The organism is Methanofastidiosum sp. (genome assembly GCA_035362715.1).
In the GTDB taxonomy this organism is placed as follows: Archaea; Methanobacteriota_B; Thermococci; order Methanofastidiosales; family Methanofastidiosaceae; genus Methanofastidiosum.
The window spans coordinates 45,866-62,323 of the sequence record DAOSDU010000005.1 but is presented as its reverse complement, the minus strand read 5'-3'; the positions used below and the strand labels follow the sequence as shown (position 1 = coordinate 62,323).

At 31.9% G+C, this 16,458-nt stretch carries 18 protein-coding genes; 10 read left to right on the top strand and 8 right to left on the bottom strand.

Annotated elements, in window-relative coordinates; genetic code table 11:
- The first annotated feature begins 1 nt into the window (after position 1).
- The 7 genes from PLI06_04780 to PLI06_04750 all read left to right on the top strand — a co-directional run bounded on the left by PLI06_04780 (position 2) and on the right by PLI06_04750 (position 5,357).
- Complete coding sequence (locus PLI06_04780) at positions 2–556, top strand: ATP-binding protein (GenBank protein HOI76910.1); 555 nt, start codon at positions 2–4, stop codon at positions 554–556.
- Positions 557–568: 12 nt separating this feature from the next.
- On the top strand, positions 569–1,012 hold the full coding sequence (locus PLI06_04775; protein HOI76909.1) for a response regulator: 444 nt from the start codon (positions 569–571) through the stop codon (positions 1,010–1,012).
- Entirely contained in the window at positions 1,013–2,953 is a 1,941-nt protein-coding gene (locus PLI06_04770) for a PAS domain S-box protein (GenBank protein ID HOI76908.1), read from the top strand.
- 116 nt (positions 2,954–3,069) lie between these two features.
- Complete coding sequence (locus PLI06_04765; GenBank protein HOI76907.1) at positions 3,070–3,780, top strand: class I SAM-dependent methyltransferase; 711 nt, start codon at positions 3,070–3,072, stop codon at positions 3,778–3,780.
- 136 nt (positions 3,781–3,916) lie between these two features.
- Positions 3,917–4,105, top strand: coding sequence for a 4Fe-4S binding protein (locus PLI06_04760; protein ID HOI76906.1), 189 nt, complete (start codon positions 3,917–3,919; stop codon positions 4,103–4,105).
- Between the two features lie 12 nt (positions 4,106–4,117).
- Positions 4,118–4,276 carry a hypothetical protein gene (locus PLI06_04755; protein ID HOI76905.1) on the top strand — a complete coding sequence of 53 codons (159 nt, stop codon included), beginning with the start codon at positions 4,118–4,120 and terminating at the stop codon, positions 4,274–4,276.
- Positions 4,277–4,295: 19 nt separating this feature from the next.
- A complete protein-coding gene (locus PLI06_04750) occupies positions 4,296–5,357 on the top strand; it encodes a hypothetical protein (protein ID HOI76904.1) in 1,062 nt (353 codons plus the stop codon).
- 141 nt (positions 5,358–5,498) lie between these two features.
- Here PLI06_04750 and PLI06_04745 read toward each other — a convergent pair whose 3' ends face one another.
- From PLI06_04745 to PLI06_04725, 5 genes are all read right to left on the bottom strand, one after another.
- Entirely contained in the window at positions 5,499–6,926 is a 1,428-nt protein-coding gene (locus PLI06_04745) for a glycosyltransferase (protein ID HOI76903.1), read from the bottom strand.
- 44 nt (positions 6,927–6,970) lie between these two features.
- Positions 6,971–8,008 carry a HEAT repeat domain-containing protein gene (locus PLI06_04740; GenBank protein ID HOI76902.1) on the bottom strand — a complete coding sequence of 346 codons (1,038 nt, stop codon included), beginning with the start codon at positions 8,006–8,008 and terminating at the stop codon, positions 6,971–6,973.
- Between the two features lie 51 nt (positions 8,009–8,059).
- Positions 8,060–10,309: a hypothetical protein gene (locus PLI06_04735; GenBank protein HOI76901.1), complete on the bottom strand. Its 2,250-nt coding sequence runs from the start codon at positions 10,307–10,309 to the stop codon at positions 8,060–8,062.
- Positions 10,310–10,389: 80 nt separating this feature from the next.
- Complete coding sequence (locus tag PLI06_04730) at positions 10,390–10,854, bottom strand: YbaK/EbsC family protein (protein HOI76900.1); 465 nt, start codon at positions 10,852–10,854, stop codon at positions 10,390–10,392.
- A gap of 31 nt (positions 10,855–10,885) precedes the next feature.
- A complete protein-coding gene (locus PLI06_04725) occupies positions 10,886–11,389 on the bottom strand; it encodes a class I SAM-dependent methyltransferase (protein ID HOI76899.1) in 504 nt (167 codons plus the stop codon).
- Between the two features lie 215 nt (positions 11,390–11,604).
- Between PLI06_04725 and PLI06_04720 the strand changes: the two genes are divergently transcribed.
- Both PLI06_04720 and PLI06_04715 read left to right on the top strand, forming a co-directional pair.
- Entirely contained in the window at positions 11,605–12,279 is a 675-nt protein-coding gene (locus PLI06_04720; GenBank protein ID HOI76898.1) for a hypothetical protein, read from the top strand.
- Between the two features lie 60 nt (positions 12,280–12,339).
- Positions 12,340–13,221: a formyltransferase family protein gene (locus tag PLI06_04715; GenBank protein ID HOI76897.1), complete on the top strand. Its 882-nt coding sequence runs from the start codon at positions 12,340–12,342 to the stop codon at positions 13,219–13,221.
- Between the two features lie 9 nt (positions 13,222–13,230).
- On the opposite strand, the gene PLI06_04710 is transcribed toward PLI06_04715, so the two are convergent.
- Both PLI06_04710 and PLI06_04705 read right to left on the bottom strand, forming a co-directional pair.
- Positions 13,231–13,860 (bottom strand): nitroreductase family protein, encoded by a 630-nt coding sequence (locus tag PLI06_04710; GenBank protein HOI76896.1) that lies wholly within the window; start codon positions 13,858–13,860, stop codon positions 13,231–13,233.
- 49 nt (positions 13,861–13,909) lie between these two features.
- Positions 13,910–14,443 carry a thermonuclease family protein gene (locus PLI06_04705; GenBank protein HOI76895.1) on the bottom strand — a complete coding sequence of 178 codons (534 nt, stop codon included), beginning with the start codon at positions 14,441–14,443 and terminating at the stop codon, positions 13,910–13,912.
- A 109-nt stretch (positions 14,444–14,552) separates the two neighbouring features.
- Between PLI06_04705 and PLI06_04700 the strand changes: the two genes are divergently transcribed.
- Entirely contained in the window at positions 14,553–15,086 is a 534-nt protein-coding gene (locus tag PLI06_04700) for a hypothetical protein (protein HOI76894.1), read from the top strand.
- A 32-nt stretch (positions 15,087–15,118) separates the two neighbouring features.
- On the opposite strand, the gene PLI06_04695 is transcribed toward PLI06_04700, so the two are convergent.
- A complete protein-coding gene (locus PLI06_04695) occupies positions 15,119–16,456 on the bottom strand; it encodes an MFS transporter (GenBank protein HOI76893.1) in 1,338 nt (445 codons plus the stop codon).
- Positions 16,457–16,458 lie beyond the last annotated feature (2 nt).

Here is a 16,458-nt window from a genome sequence, read left to right as displayed (position 1 = left end):
ATTGGGTGAAGAAGGAAAGCACTATCTCAAAAGAATTCGTAATGCTACAATCAAGATGGGAAATCTAATAGATGATATGTTAAAATTATCTAGAATTTCAAGGTCTACAATGAAATATGAAGAAGTTAATCTAAGTCAAATGACAGGAGAGATACTATCCGAATTAAAAAAATCTGACCCCAAAAGAGAAGTAAAAATCAAAATTGTAAAAGATGCAATAGTTAATGGCGATTCTGGTTTATTGAGAATTATGTTAGAGAATCTTTTGAATAATGCGTGGAAATTTACTTCTAAAAAAGAGAATTCAATCATAGAATTTGGGATTTTGGTAAAAGAAGAGAAAAATATATATTTCATTAGAGACAATGGGGTAGGATTTGATATGGAATATGCAGATAAGCTATTTACTCCTTTCCACAGGCTCCATTCGGATGAGGAATTCACTGGAACGGGGGTAGGACTTGCAAATGTTAATAGAATCATTAATATGCATGGGGGAAAAATATGGGCAGAAGGGAAAGTTGGGGAAGGAGCAACATTTTATTTTACAATTTGATTGGAGGTGTTTATGAAAAACAAAACAATATTATTGGTAGAGGACAATCAAGACGATATTGAGCTTGCAATTAGGGCATTTAAGAAGAATAATATAGCAAATAATATCGATGTAGTAAAAGATGGGGAAGAAGCTTTAGATTATCTATTCCAAAAAGGAAGATATTCTCACCTAACTGTTGACGACTATCCTGAACTAGTTCTTCTAGATTTAAAACTTCCAAAGCTAGGTGGATTAGAAGTGCTTAAAAAAATCCGTGAGAATAAAAAAACTTCATTAACTCCGGTTGTTATACTCACATCTTCCAGAGAAGAACAGGATTTGTTAAATGGCTACAAAAATGGAGCAAACAGCTATGTCCGAAAACCTGTAGATTTTAATCAATTTATAGATTCAGTAAAACAGCTTGGTTTGTATTGGTTAGTAATAAATGAACCCCCTCCTAAGGAGATTTAAATGGAAAAGCCACAACTTAGAATACTATTGGTAGAAGATTCAGTAGACGATGCTGAACTATTAGCGCGATTAATAAAAAAAGGTGGCTATTCTGTTTACTATGAAAGAATCGATACTGCAAAACAAATGGTGGAAGCTTTAACAAATAAGCAATGGGATGTTATAATATCTGATTACAAAATGCCTAATTTTTCAGGGATCAAAGCTTTAGAAATTTTAAACGAATTTGGTATAGACATACCTTTTATCTTAGTTTCAGGAACAATAGGAGAGCAATTGGCCGTCGAAGCAATGAAAAAGGGTGCAAATGATTACCTCATGAAAGATAATCTTTCAAGATTAGTTCCAGCAATTGAGAGAGAGCTTAAAGAATGTAAAATTCGTAATAATGAAAGAAATGCACAAAAAGAAATAATCAAGCTAAATAGAATCTATACTATTCTAAGTGACATAAATCAAATGATAGTTAGAAGTCACGATAAACAAGAGATTTTTGATAAGGCATGTCAAATAGCCGTTGATAAAGGACAATTTGTTTTGGCATGGATTGGTTTATTGACCGAAGATGAAGAGACCTTAAAACCAGTTGCCTTCGCGGGATTAGGGGATTTTGAATCTTTATTTGGCAAAGCAACTTCTGGAGATACTAACTGGTCAAACAGCTTTACCTTTAATACACTAAAAAGTGGAGAAACTAAGGTTTTTAATGATATTCAAAAATATCCAGAATTAAATAAATGGAAGGAACATTTAGATAAAACAGGGTTAACTTCCATGGCAATTGTTCCTCTAAAAATTAAGGGAAAGTCAATTGGGGCATACTTCTTACATTCAAATGAAATTGATTTTTTTAATAAAGACGAGATAAAACTTCTTGAAGAACTTGCAGACGATATATCATTTGCCATAGAATCAATTGAAAGAGAAACTAAACGAAAAGAAATTGAAAAAGCATTAATTGAAAGTGAAAATAAATTCAAATTGATATTTAATAATGCAGCAGTAGGCATAGACCTCATGGACAACAATTATAACTTTGTTGAATTGAATGATAAATTATCTGAAATCTTAGGATATGAAAAAAATGAACTAATTGGCAAAAGTATTTTAGAAGTAACGTACCCCGATGATTTTGAAATTACCAAAAATAGTCTAAATGCTCTTGTTAATGGCGATCTAGAATCATATTTTGTTGAGAAAAGATACAAAAAAAAGGATGGGAGCGTATTTTGGGGTGAGTTATTCGTATCCGGTATACGAAAAGAGGATAAAGATTTCCAATCAATTGTGGGTGTTATTGTCGACATTAACAAGCGCAAGCAAGCTGAAGAATTACTAAAGAAAAATGAAGAAAAATATAGAGAACTCGTAGAAAATGCTAATAGCATAATAGCCAAATTCGATAAAGATGGAAGGATTATTTCAATGAATGAATTTGGATTAAAACTTTTTGGTTATAAGCAAGAAGAACTAATTGGAAAAACTTGGGCCGAAACAATATTGCCCAAAGTAGAAAGTACCGGTAAACTTCTGGAAACTCTAGCAATAGACATTATAAAGGACGTTGATAAATATAGTGTTAATCTAAATGAAAATGTAAAGAAAAACGGAGAGCGTATATGGGTATACTGGACAAACAGACCAATAAGAGATAAAGACGGGCAAATAACTGGAATTCTTTCAGTAGGCACAGATGTAACCGATAAAATTATAGCAGAAAAACAAATGGAGAAAAATGTAGAATACTTCGCCCACTTAGTCGACCATATTAGAAATCCTCTAGCAATACTAAGTGGATTTATCCAAGTAAAAGTAGATAATGAAGAAACAAAGGCTAGACTGATAAGACAAATAGACAGAATAGATGATATGATAAAGCAACTTGACAAAGGCTGGATTGACACAGAGGAAACTAGAAAGTTTCTAAAAAAACATAGATAATTCTTTAGATATTTTAGGCATATTTATATTTCTTCCAGTATTAAAGATATCACTTGATCGAGTAAGGTATCACTTTAAAATCCATGATGCAAAATGGTGATATTAGGGGAATTAATATGGAAGATACAGAAAAACTCTATAAAAACTACTATTTTAACGAATTCAAATCTCTTGGAACAGATTATAACGATCCCGAAGAGATTAGAATATATGATGAAAGAATGGGTAAATTAAGAAATATCAAAAAGGAAATTGATGATACTATAAAAATAATTGACCTTAAAAAAGGAGACATCCTTTTAGAAATTGGATGTGGAACTGGAGAATTTTGCATCGAAGCAGCAAAAAGATGTAGTAAAATTATTGCATTGGATGTATCTAAGAATATGCTTGAGTATGCAAAAAATAAGGCCAGTAATAAGGGGATTACCAACATTTCTTTTGTCAACGCAGGATTTTTATCATACGAACATGAAGGGAAACCAGTAGATTTAGTAGTTTCAAGTATAGCTTTACACCATCTCCCTGATTTCTGGAAGTTAATGGCTCTAAAAAATATTAATTCTATGCTTAAAGAAAAAGGCAAATTTTACCTTCACGACGTTGTTTTTTCATTTGATACTAACAATTTTGAAAAGGCAGTTGAATGCTGGATTAATCAAACAAATGATGACAGAATGAAAAAGAATATGGTAAATCATATTAGCGAAGAATTTTCTACAACAAATTGGATAATGGAGAAAATCATCGAGCATGCGGGGTTTTCTATTGAATCTAAAGAATATAAAAATGATTTTTTTGCTTCATATTTATGTACAAAGAACTAAAGATATGGGAGCTTATAATCCCAATACAAGATTCTATTATACATTAAAAATTAAAATTGAAAGACAATTATTTTGAGAATTATATAGTCAATAATCTTATAAAATATAATCTTAGTATTTTTTATAAGGTTGCAATATGAGAAGAATAGTTAGAGTTGATGAAGAAAAATGTAATGGATGTGGAGTATGCTCCATCATATGCCCACTAAAAATCGTTTCAATTGAAAACGGAAAGGCTGTGCTAGATGAAGATTTATGCGATGGTCTTGGAGGATGCGTAAGGAAATGCCCTCAAGAAGCCATGAGTCTAGTTGAAATTGATTAGGGATATAATTTAATGATTTCTTTTAATAATAAATTTTGCGAATGTGGTACTGACAAAGAAACAGAGAAAATAGAAAGAATTTGTTGTTCTTTAGCTACAGTTACATACAAATGCCCTAAATGTGGGAAAAGAATAAAAAACATTGAATACACTTTAGAAGAGGATAAATAAATATGCTAAGGATGTAAAAATGAATCAAATAGTACAAATATTATTCATAATTTTTTTAATTTCTTTCTCTAGTTTTTTCTTTATTTCTCTAATTCAAGCTCAGGGCGAAAAATCAAACATTCAAATAGCAGATATAACATGGTTTCCTAAAAATCCAAAAAAAGATGAAAATGTTGAATTTATAATAATAATCAATAATAGTAAGGGCACCAACTATAACAATATAAATTTGGAGTGCTACTTGAATAGTGATCTAATTGAATCAAAAACAATAAAAGAAATAAAAGATAGTTCTACGTTCGAATATAAATTTACATGGGTAGCCACAACTTCTGATTTTAAAATAACATCTATAATTTATGATAAAAACTATGATAAATTATCCTCTTTCAGTAAACTTTACTTTTCTGGTTACCCTTGGTATATTAAAAATAGTATAGATCAAAGAAAAGGGCCTAGTTTTAACTATTGGTCAGAAAGCGATGAAAATGTATGGATTGATGAAAAAGGGTTACATCTAAAGATAACAGAAAAAGGAGGCCGATGGTATTGTTCTGAAGTTTATTCCGAGGATTCTTTTGGTTACGGGAAATATATTTTTTATCTTGATGGTAGGCCTGATCTATTTGATAGAAATATTGTTTTAGGTCTTTTTACTTATTATTACAACTCTCAAATTTTAGATGAGAATGTAGAAATAGACATTGAATTTAGTAAGTGGGGATCAAACTTACCAAATCTTCTTGCTAGAAATTCCCAGTATGTAATTCATCCATTAAAAAAACAAACTATTCACAGATATAAAATGATATTAAACGGAGATTATTCTGTGCATTATTTTGACTGGAAAAAAGACTCAATAGAATTTAAGAGTTTACATGGACATAACGAGGCAACTAATGATAGGAGATTTATAATAGCTGACAAAAAATTCTTTGGGAAAAACATTCCTGTACCTACAACAGAAACAAAAGTGCATATTAATCTCTGGTTATATGATTCAAATGAAGATAAAAAGGGGGATTTTCCTTTTGATGGGGAAGAACCTGAGATAATTATAAAGGCCTTTAGATTTGAATAATTATTTTCTCCAATACAAGAGCAGTACTGCCATAGGTCAATCGATAAAGTCAGAATAGACTATATGGAAAAGAGCATAGCAGGCAACGTAGCAATATTTTTGAGTCTTGTTAAACTAGCAAAAGAGTACTTCAAACTTTAATTATTTATATTTTTTTAAGTCCTCTTCATTGGATTCAAAAGTACTCTTCTCTAATTGTCCCCATTTTTTTCTTCTAAAAAGAAGGAGTAGGGTAGCTTTAACTCTCCACCATGCAGTTATTTGTCTGTACCCAAAATTTTCTAGAAGAGCTATCATTACTAATTTGAATACATCAAAAGGTCTATTGTACCTTCTTACAGTGAATTCTTCTATTAATAATGAAAATAAAGATATGAGAATTCCAAAAACTATGGCAAGTAAAAAGAATAATATTGCAAAGGTTATATTTAATAATCCCAGTAGATACCCACCAATAAATGCAATATAACCAGTTATTTCAATTATTGGGCCTAAAAATTCAAAAATAAAAAAATAGGGCATCCCGATAGTTCCAACAGTTCCATATTTTGGATTGAATATCATTTTCCAGTGGATACGAAGAGTTTGAATTAATCCCTGATGCCATCGTATCCTTTGTAGTTCTAAAGTTGAATATTTTTCTGGTACTTGGGTCCAGCATACAGGCTCTGGTACAAAAACAACATCGTATTCTTTTTTTATTTTTCTCATATGTTTATGTAGTCTTACAACAAGTTCCATGTCTTCTCCAAGTATATTCGTTTTGTATCCACCAATATTCACAACTGTTTTTACCTCGAATAGACCAAATGCTCCTGAAATAATAAGAAGATTTTTAAGTTTGCTAAATCCCGCTCTCCCACAAAGAAATGCTCTTATGTACTCTACAATTTGGAATCCAGGAAGGATTTCTTTTGGCATTCTGGCTTCCAATACTTTTCCACTTTCAATTCTAGAGCCATTTGCGACTCTAACTATGCCCCCAATTCCGACAACTTTTGAATCTCTTTCAAGATAAGCTTGAATCATTTTGTCTATAGCTTCGGGATCTACTATTGAGTCTGCATCCACAGCTAAAAACAATCTACTTCTAGCGTAATTAAGTCCAGCATTTAATGCATCGGCTTTTCCACCATTTTCTTTGTCTATTACTAATAATCTTTCATCTATTGCAGATTTGAACACATTTGTGACTTTTTTAGTTTGAAGTTTCTCGTTTACGGCTCTAGAATCTTTGAATAAGTTGTATGATCTTCTCAATAATTCTAAAGTATTATCGTTTGAGCCATCGTTAACAACAATAATCTCTATATGCGGATAATCTATTTTGGATATGGCATTAACAGACTCAAGTATAGTATTCTCCTCGTTGTAGGTGGGCATAATAAAAGCTAAAGAGGGTAAGGATTTAGATTTTTTTTCTTCATCTAACTTTACTATAAATGGTAGGAAATTACTATGCCAACGTTCAGTTTGAAATTTTCTCTTGTGATACCAAAGTTTTTGTGAGGCTAATACTAAAAGTACTAAGTAAAAAGAATTCAAGATTAAAAAATAGGCTAATATCATAAGATTATAAGCAATAATAAATGTTACAAATAAATTATCCATAATTATCCACTAGCTCCTTGATTTTCCTTTTTCAGAAATTCCATGACTAAATCTGGGTATTTGTGGTAATATTTCTCAATAATATTCTTCCCGGTAGGCCCTAATTTGCTAAGAGAATAAAATGCTTCCAGTCTCACTTCAAAATCATCATCATCTGCAAGTTTTTCTAATAATTTAAATGAAGTATCATTGTTATAGCCTGACAAAGCTTTTGCTAAACTGGCCCTAATCTGATTATTTGGATCTCCAGAATGTTTCTCCATAACTCTTAGACTCTTGTCAGTGTTAATTTCCCCTAAAGATTTAATTGCCTCTCTTCTTACATCTTTTATTGAATCATTTGCAAGCTTTTCTAGCAATGGTATGGCATATTCATTCCCTTTTGTTCCGAGTAGTATCGCAGCAGCTTTTCTAAAGTCTCTTTTTTTTGAAATAGCCAAAAGCTTTAGGTATGCTGGAGGTATATCCGCAGTAGATAATACGTTGACAAGATATCTATATGCCCACCTAGAACTTGAAGAAAACATTGTATATAAAAAAGGATAGATTTTTTCAGATTTAATTCCAACTAACATCTCAAGTGCTGCATATCTGATTTCAGCTTTTTTATTATCCATTAATTTTAAAGCTAGTGATTCTGCTTCAATTATTTTCATTTTTTCTAATCTATTAAGGGCTTCAACTTTCTTCCACCATCTTCGACTTTTCAATTGTTTTATGTCTTTTTTTTCTAGTTCCCAGATTTTGTACAAATTCCTAAGTAAGTCTTTTTCTTCATTAGATGAAAAATTTAATTTAAGAATCAATAAATCTCTCAAATATTTTTTATCTTTATTTGAGATACCTAAAGAATTTGGATCAATTTCTTTATGAAGAATTTTTGTTAAAATAAAATTGTATTCTATCGATTTTTTATTTTCTGTTCTATCACGATTCCAGTGGATTATAATAGTAACTATGTAAAAGATTAACATTAATGCTAAGAATATTACTAGAGCGATTAGAATTATTTTAACAAATGGTGTCAACCATAAGTTCAATTGTATGTATGCCCGTGTTATGTCTTCAAATGAAAAAATTATATCTCCCCACTATAAAATATTCATTATTATATAAATTATGGCCACTGGAACCAATTGAACACTTAGATTATCGAGTCCATGATTACTTATAGCTTCAGTCAAAGCCGCAACAATCCCACAAATTAATCCCAATATAATTGCTGCAGAAAAGGGCGTTCCTAATGCATACAACCCCATTGAGGCAAATAGTATACTAGTAATTGCAACTGAAATTGAACCTTCAATGCTTCTTGTCACAGGAACTCCAAATAGGGATGGAACTTTGTACCTATGTTTGCCCCATCTTGTCCCCACAGGTTCTCCTATAGCATCACCTATGCCTACAATCAAGTATCCTATTATCGCCAATTTATCAAATAGAATATTACCTATTAACCCACCAAACGCGGTCATTATTAAAGGTATCAATATGAATTTACTTTTTTGTGCTCCGTCTGTAGTCCTAGCAATAGCATTATAGAAGGGTATTTCCTCATTACGATAAACCACATAAAAAATAAACAATGAATTGACTATCCCGTATAGGATGACAAAAGATAGTCCACCAATTAATTGAATAATTGCGGCCGATATGAATGTACTAAAGTGGAATATTTTTCTTGTATATGGAGTTCTTATTTTCTTTTTTGTATGGATATAACCTACAATTTTCATTAAAACTCCAACGTATAGCGCCAAAGGTGGAGTAAAAAGAATTGTATCTTGTATCGATGGGATGGCTTTCTTAATAAACGAATTTATCGAGAATTCCTCTTTTTCAGTTTGTGTTACTACAGAAACATTTTCTTCTATTGGACTGTCTATCGGCTTTTCTTCAAATTTATAAGTGATTTCTAATTGGGGCGGGCCTAATTCAGATCTTAGCTCTTGCTTACTTGAATTCAAATTTGGTCCATAAATGTACCAAGGTCCAGGTCTTGACACTATAGTCTTTATATCTGAGACATTGCCTTCCGAGGCATACCACAAGATTCTATTTGCTATCGCATGATTTCTTTCAATTTGTGCTTCTTCTGTCTGATCGTTGCCTAAATATAATATTCTTCGTATACCGTTCTCATATAGGTACATCCTAAATTCTCTGCCATCTGGGTTAGGGCCAATAGCAACATCAGGCGCAATAACTTCAGCGTATCCATTAGTCATTGGCACAGCAAATGATCTAAATGGGAGGGATGGTTTATCATATAGATAAGATTGAATAAAAGAATCAATCACAGAACTATTAGAAAAGAATGCATGAACAAATAATGGTTTAGGCGCTTTCTTAGCTTTTTTGCTTGCTTCATAAACTGCATAAGAGTCAAAAGGTGATCTTAAAACAGATATATTTTCATAAGGTATTTCATATGTTTGCATTATATTTTTTTCTTCATTTATCCTTTCTGAATCTCCAAAATCAAGAGAATCAAACAAAGAAATAACATATTCTGCATCACCTACTATATAAAAAAATTCATCATCTGTTGGGTAAGGAACAATGAATAAATTCTCATCTAGTTCAATTATTTCTCCCCTTTCAAATCTAGTTTTTAATCTAATAGTTTTCTTTTCAACTGTGCTTTGAGCTTCTTCTAAGGGTATATTATTTTCTATAACTGTTCTTGCAAGTCTGATTCTATCCTTTCCTAGATAACAGTGGACATAATACTTGCCAGTTCCAGTTTTGGCTAATTCTCTAAGCTGGAGTGCTGCTTGTGTGTTTTCACTTACCCAAGGGACCATTGGGATATGTACAAATTCTAGACCGGCATATTCGACATTCAGTCTTTCTTCCTCTATTAATCTAGGTTCAAAAGGTACAACAGCTGGGTGTAATAACGATATAATGGAAGTATATCCCTCCTCTTTTAATTCAAGTAATTTTTCTAGAGTAGGATATTCCCCAAAAGTAAATCTAACAGTTGATATCTCTTCTGGAGTAGAGGAAGTTTCTTGACTAACTCCAAATAAAGTTGGGTTAAGTGATAACCAAAGGACGGAAATAGTTGCTATTGCCCAAAGAGCGGGTATCCCATACTTAACATGTTTTTTGTTTGTTGTATCCACTATATTCATTAAGATAACTGCAGCGGTAAATGATACAAAGATAAAAATTAGTATTGTTAATCTTACTAGCATGCCTTCAAGAGATAAATCTAAGTTACTGGATCTTATGAAACTGACAGGACCCATCAATGTACTAAATCCAATGGTAAATCCTACAAGTAACCAGATAAAAAGAAATGAAAAAATATTCTTAAATGTCAATTTAAACAAATTTTCACCTATGGATAACTATTTAGTATTACTCCCTTTTATACTTAATTGTAATAATCTATAAATTAGATGGCAATATTCTATTTTGAAACTCTAGTAATCATTCCATTGTTCAATCTTTTTAATTCTTTTGTTGTAACTTTAACAAGGGAGTACTCCGATCCCCCACCCCCATACACAACTTCTTTCTCCATTACTTTTAGGTCTATCAGAAAAGTGGCACCATAACCAAAAGGAGGTGTTCCACCACAGGGGTATCCAGTTTTTTCAAGCATTTCATTAGGGGTAGCTATTTTTGGTCTTTCAATATTTAAAGATTTAGATACTCTGCTACTGCTTGCTCTATCTTCGCCTTTGACTATCGCAACAATAAGATCTCCATTAGTATCGATCATACAAATACTTTTGATAAAATCAGTTGGACAAACTTTGGCAGTTTCAGCAGCTTCTGCAACTGAATGACACGATTTATCAAAAATCAACAACTCTGCATCACTACCATTTTCTTTTAAAAAACTATTTAATTTTTTTTCATAATCGTCCATAAATAATAGTCTTGAATTTATTTTAAATATATTACACTTTATTTTTTCCAAACGTTATGGTATAATTAAAAAAGTTTCCAGATACAATATTTAGATTGAAACCTGTTCTTTGAACCATCTTAATTGTTGTCGATTTAAGTGGATAGTCTGGATCAACTATGAATTCAGATATAGAAAGTATCCCATTATTTTTTAAAACTCTATTGATTTCTTTCAAAGCTTTTTCCTTATTAGGTATTTCTTGGAATACTGCTACCATGTAAACAATATCAAAAGATTCTTTACTAAACGGAAGGGCATAAGCACTTGCTTGTACAAGTTTAACATTTTTGATATCTTTATTTTCTATTCTATTAAGTTTACTTGCAACTTGTTTTAACATTTTTATTTCGATATCTAATGCACTAAGAATACCTTTGTTCCCTATGGCTCTTGCGACATCGGTAGTGAAAGCACCACTACCACACCCGATTTCTAGGACAGTCATCCCTCTATCAATCCCACTTCTTGATATTATTTTTTCAGGAGGTTGCATAACTTTCCTTTGTTTACTATCTAGAAATTTACCGATAAAAGAGGGGGCCGGAAATTTCCAGTATCTTCTTGCCAATCTTAATATTAATTGATAAAAGACAAAAATCCCTAAAATGATCAAAACAGATTGAGTTATCATTATTTAGCCATAAACCACTGAACTAAATAAATGTTATTATAAGAAAGTTTTTTATATTTCAAATTCCATTAATAATTATGAAAAATATAATTATTTCTGGAATATTAATTACAATTTTATTCTCTTCAGGATGCTTAGTACCATCCAAGACTACACAACAACCAATAATTACAAATCCATGTGAAAATCTAACTTGCCCAGATAAGTGCATAGGTAATGAACTCTGGTCTCAAGTTTGTGTCAATGGGGAGTGCAAAGATTTCAAGAGAATTGATGAATGTGCTGAATATTGTGGGTGCAAGGAAGATTTATGCAAAGCGATATCATGCAATTACAAATGCATAGGAAATGATCTATGGTCCTATAAGTGTGTCGATGGAAATTGTATTCAAGATCAACTTGTTGAAGAATGTAATAACGAATGTGGATGCAAACCTGAATTAGTTATAAGAGAAATACAGCCTAGTGAAAGCTGGATTTTCAATGATCCTAAAGACACAAGTAAAGTTGTTGCTTTTGGCAATATTTACATGCTTTATACTTCAGATAAAATAGGAGTAATCCTCACATGTAGATCCGACAAATGTCTAGATTATCCTACAGTTTATTATGGCTATAAAAGACAAGGAGAAAGAGAGTTCCATGAATATATCCAGATAGAAGACCTTTCATATTGGAGGCCACCTTTTGACGCATTTTATGTACTTTATTTCAGCCCAGAATACTACATGAAGGTAGGATACGTCGATTAGTGTATTAGATAAATTTTTATAAAGAAATATATCAAAGCATCTATACACTTGGTGGCCAATTTGAGAATCTTAGTAATAACGCAAAAAAAATCTGAAGTGCTGAATAAGTTATTAGAGTCAAAAGATGTAGTTGGAATAATAGAGCCAAGAGAGGATAATAGTTTATCTTCCATAATTGAAAAGGCCATATTTAAAAATGTTAAAAAAATTGCCAAAAAATATCGTGTTCCTTATTTATTGATGAAAGATAAGAAACAGGAAATTCTTAGTTGGATAAAAGATAGAAATCCAGATTTAATTGTTGTATACTCGATGCCTTTCTTACTTAAAGAAGAAATTTTTTCTTTTCCAAAATTAGGGACTATTAATCTGCATACCGCTTTATTACCAAAATATAGGGGTGCAGTTCCTATTTTTTGGACATATTATTTATTTGATAGAGACGCTGGCGTAACGGTCCATTATATCGATAAGGGCGAGGATACAGGAGACATAATATTACAAAAAGATGTAAAGATAGATCTCGGAGAAAGATATTACGAGTTAAGAGCGAAGTTTGAGGCTGCAGGTGCGAAAGCATTAGTAGAATCAATCAATAAAATAGAGTCAGGCAAAGTCCAAAGAAAGGTACAGCCAAAAGAATCCCCCACTCCCCGAGCTAAAAGAGTCAAAAAAGATGATTATTTAAATCTAGTAGACTGGGATTGGGATTTAGAAAGGCTCTGGCACTTTTTTAGAGGCACTGAAAATTACTTAAAATTCCTTCTACTACATAATAAATTAATAGCCAGATTTATCCGAATTGAAGTAGGCAAAATGGAAAAAATTAAACATAGTCTAGATATCGGAAAAAACTACAAAGATAAGAAAGGGAAATTTATTGCGTGCAAAGATGGTAAAATATATTATGAATTCAAATTTTGGAATCCATATAAAAAATGAGTATGGCATTCAGATCGTAACAAGTATATCCTTTAATTCTTTTTTTGATAGTGTGGGCAAAGTATATTCAGTGCTTGGATAACCAACAACTAGGATGAGAAATGGCGCCTCATTTTTGGGCCTATTCAATATTTTGTTTAGGAATGTCATCTGTTCTGGAGTATATGCCAAGGTGGCAATCCCCATTTGGTGTAGTGCAGAGATTAAAAAACCAGTTGCGATTCCAATTGATTCATTTGGGTAATAATGCTTTATTTTGTTTCCTTCTTTATCAATTCCATAAAGTTGGGAGAAAATACATATCAGGTATGGGGCTTGTTCAAGAAAAGGTTTCCTTATATCTAGATTTAAAGGTTTTAGACATTCTCTCCACTCGTCTGATATTTTATAGGAATAGAATTCTTCTTCTACTTTCTCTGCTTCAATTCTTATATTCTTTTTAGTTTCTTGATCTTTGACTAATACAAAAGTCCATGGCTGCAAATTGGCTCTACTTGGTGCTGTGCCTGCAATAGCAATGCAGTTTTCTATAACTTCAATAGGTATATGTTTTTTATCGAACAATCTCATTGTTCTTCTTTTTTTCATGAAGGAAAGTAACTCTTTTGATTTTTCAATTATATTATTTTCTGCCCTCATCTTCGCACCTAGTATTATTTTTAATATTTTGAATATATTTGTTTCCTTTTTAATTATCGTGAAATGAATAATTCCAAAGGCCCAACTTATTAAATCTTGCCCTAGTTTCAGCTTCTATGAGTTTAAAGTAAAGGTCTGATTTTTTTTCAGTATAAACCCTGGCATATCCATTTTGGACTAATTCTAAATTAATATTATTGTTATCTATGAATATATATGCCAAAGTCCTACCAAATTCATCTTTTTGTCCCTGAATACTATCATACGAAATATTTACTTCTTTTTTGTACAATCTTTCGTTTGTATAATTAAATGCATTGACTCCCCATTTTCTTAGATGATCATCTGGAAGTCCATACCATTTTTTTTCATTATTTTTAGAATAAGGTTCGGGAGTATCTATTCCAACTAGCCTAACTCTTTCAGTTTTTCCAGATTTTAGGATATCAATGGTGTCACCGTCTATGACTTTTATTACAAGTACAGACTCTACTTCAATATCGGGAGAATAGATTTGTTTTATAGAATCGATACAACAAGTGGAAACTAGAAGTAATAAGAATATTATAGATAATTTTCTCATATTCAATTCTTTGATACTTAATATAAAAATTTATCATTAAAAATAATTAACTATCCTATTTAATGGGCCAGCGATATATTTATAATTCTCTATGTTTAATACAATGAAGATGGACATTAAATCAAACACTGATGTATTTCTTCAAAAAGCAAATACCTTGTGCAAAAATGGCCATGATTTATTAAATCGGCAAGATGATGCATCTTTAAAAAAAGCTATAGGAATTTTAGAAGAAGCGCTAGATTTATTCACACAGTTAGAGTGCCATGGGAGATGCTCCGAGATTTTTAATACTCTTGGGGCAGCATACTGTGCAATGGCCGAATGCGAGAATAGCGAGGATAATTTAAGAAAATCTATTGAATATCTCCAAGAAGCAATTACATTAAATGATTACAATGAATTCCCAATATATCATGCCCTCTCGCAATATAATCTAGGTAACACTTACAGATTTCTTTCAGAACTAAACGATAGAGATACTAATCTAAAAAAGGCATTAGAAGCTTATAAAATTGCAGCTAAAGTTACATCTAAGTATTATTACGGCCCCACTTGGGAAGAACAAACATTTGATACTAGGCTTTATGAAATATCTCAAGAGGCAGTTAAAGAATTGAAAGGAATACTAAATATAAAATAAATAATGCATGAAACTTATCAGTATTACTTGCCCTATTTTGAAGTCTTTGAGCTATTCTCTTTTATGAAGAAACTAGCGATACATGCAATTATAGAAGAAATCAATAAAACTAAAAATGCATTCTGATATCCAATCACGGTATAAGAATCGCCTACTTTTCCATTTAATTCTAAGATATACCCCATCAAAGGTTGATAAATTGCGCCCATTAAAAATGGGAAAAAGTTTGCAATTCCTGTAGAAGTTCCAGCGATTTCAACAGGGTAAAGATCTTTTATCAAGGCATAACCTAATGCCAATGTCCCAACAGAAAATATCCCCATCCCTAGGCAGATTAAATATAATCCAAACGGTGGAATTGAAGATACCAAAAAATATAGAAATACCATAATTACCAGCAATATAACACTTGATACATTTACTACAATTTTTCTTCTTTTGATAATTCGATCTGACAATACTCCCATCAATGGGCTCCCTATGATCATACCGACGGCTATCATTGATAAAACTCTACTAGCTTCAACTTTTGTCATTCCATATATTTGTATTAGGTACGGCCCTCCCCACAGACCGCCAAATGCTAAATATATGGCCATAGTGCAGAACATCCAGATAGACGCAGGCCAGTAATATTTAAGGCTCAATACCATTATGGCACTCTTAATAATTGGGCCCCTCTGTTGATTGGGAGTGCTATTTTCTACAACTGCCGGCATACCAAGTAAAGGTATACTAGATTCTTTAGAAGATTTATGTGTAACAACTGCTGGCATTCCAAGTTCTTGAGGAGAATTTCTTACAAAAATCCAAACTAATAATGCGAGTAGTAATGTTATTACTCCAGTTATTATAAAGGGGATTCTCCATCCAACAGCATTCGATAATAGCGCAAGAGGTATTGTAGACACTAAAAGTCCAATGCCCCCAATAGCTATTAAAAATCCAGTCATAGTTGCAAATTCCTCTCCTTTATACCATTGTGATAAAATTTTTAGTGCACAAACGTATAAAGTTGAAGCGCCAAGTCCTACTAGAACTCTTCCGAGAATTGCCGAAGATATATCCAAAGATAAACCTAGTATCACAGACCCAATTGATGCAACTAAAAAGAATAAGGTAATAGTTTTTCTAGGCCCCCATGAATCTGACAAGATTCCTGTTGGAAGTTGCATTATAGCATAAGGATAAAAATATCCAGATGCCAATAAACCCATTAATACAGCACCGGCTTTTAAGTCATTCATCATGTCTATTGCAACAACGGCAGGAGCTACTCTGTGAAAAAAGACTAAAAGGTAACCAAAACCGATAATCAAAAAAACTAGCAAACGATATGTCTTGAAGTCAAGTTTTGTTGATTTGGTCATCT

Coding starts and splice junctions, on each gene's coding strand:
- PLI06_04750 (HOI76904.1), top strand. CDS start 4,296: ATGAATCAAATAGTACAAATATTATTCATAATTTTTTTAATTTCTTTC.
- PLI06_04695 (HOI76893.1), bottom strand. CDS start 16,456: ATGACCAAATCAACAAAACTTGACTTCAAGACATATCGTTTGCTAGTT.
- PLI06_04725 (HOI76899.1), bottom strand. CDS start 11,389: ATGCAACCTCCTGAAAAAATAATATCAAGAAGTGGGATTGATAGAGGG.
- PLI06_04730 (HOI76900.1), bottom strand. CDS start 10,854: ATGGACGATTATGAAAAAAAATTAAATAGTTTTTTAAAAGAAAATGGT.
- PLI06_04770 (HOI76908.1), top strand. CDS start 1,013: ATGGAAAAGCCACAACTTAGAATACTATTGGTAGAAGATTCAGTAGAC.
- PLI06_04700 (HOI76894.1), top strand. CDS start 14,553: ATGGACATTAAATCAAACACTGATGTATTTCTTCAAAAAGCAAATACC.
- PLI06_04710 (HOI76896.1), bottom strand. CDS start 13,860: ATGAGGGCAGAAAATAATATAATTGAAAAATCAAAAGAGTTACTTTCC.
- PLI06_04720 (HOI76898.1), top strand. CDS start 11,605: ATGAAAAATATAATTATTTCTGGAATATTAATTACAATTTTATTCTCT.
- PLI06_04705 (HOI76895.1), bottom strand. CDS start 14,443: ATGAGAAAATTATCTATAATATTCTTATTACTTCTAGTTTCCACTTGT.
- PLI06_04765 (HOI76907.1), top strand. CDS start 3,070: ATGGAAGATACAGAAAAACTCTATAAAAACTACTATTTTAACGAATTC.
- PLI06_04745 (HOI76903.1), bottom strand. CDS start 6,926: ATGATATTAGCCTATTTTTTAATCTTGAATTCTTTTTACTTAGTACTT.
- PLI06_04755 (HOI76905.1), top strand. CDS start 4,118: ATGATTTCTTTTAATAATAAATTTTGCGAATGTGGTACTGACAAAGAA.
- PLI06_04775 (HOI76909.1), top strand. CDS start 569: ATGAAAAACAAAACAATATTATTGGTAGAGGACAATCAAGACGATATT.
- PLI06_04760 (HOI76906.1), top strand. CDS start 3,917: ATGAGAAGAATAGTTAGAGTTGATGAAGAAAAATGTAATGGATGTGGA.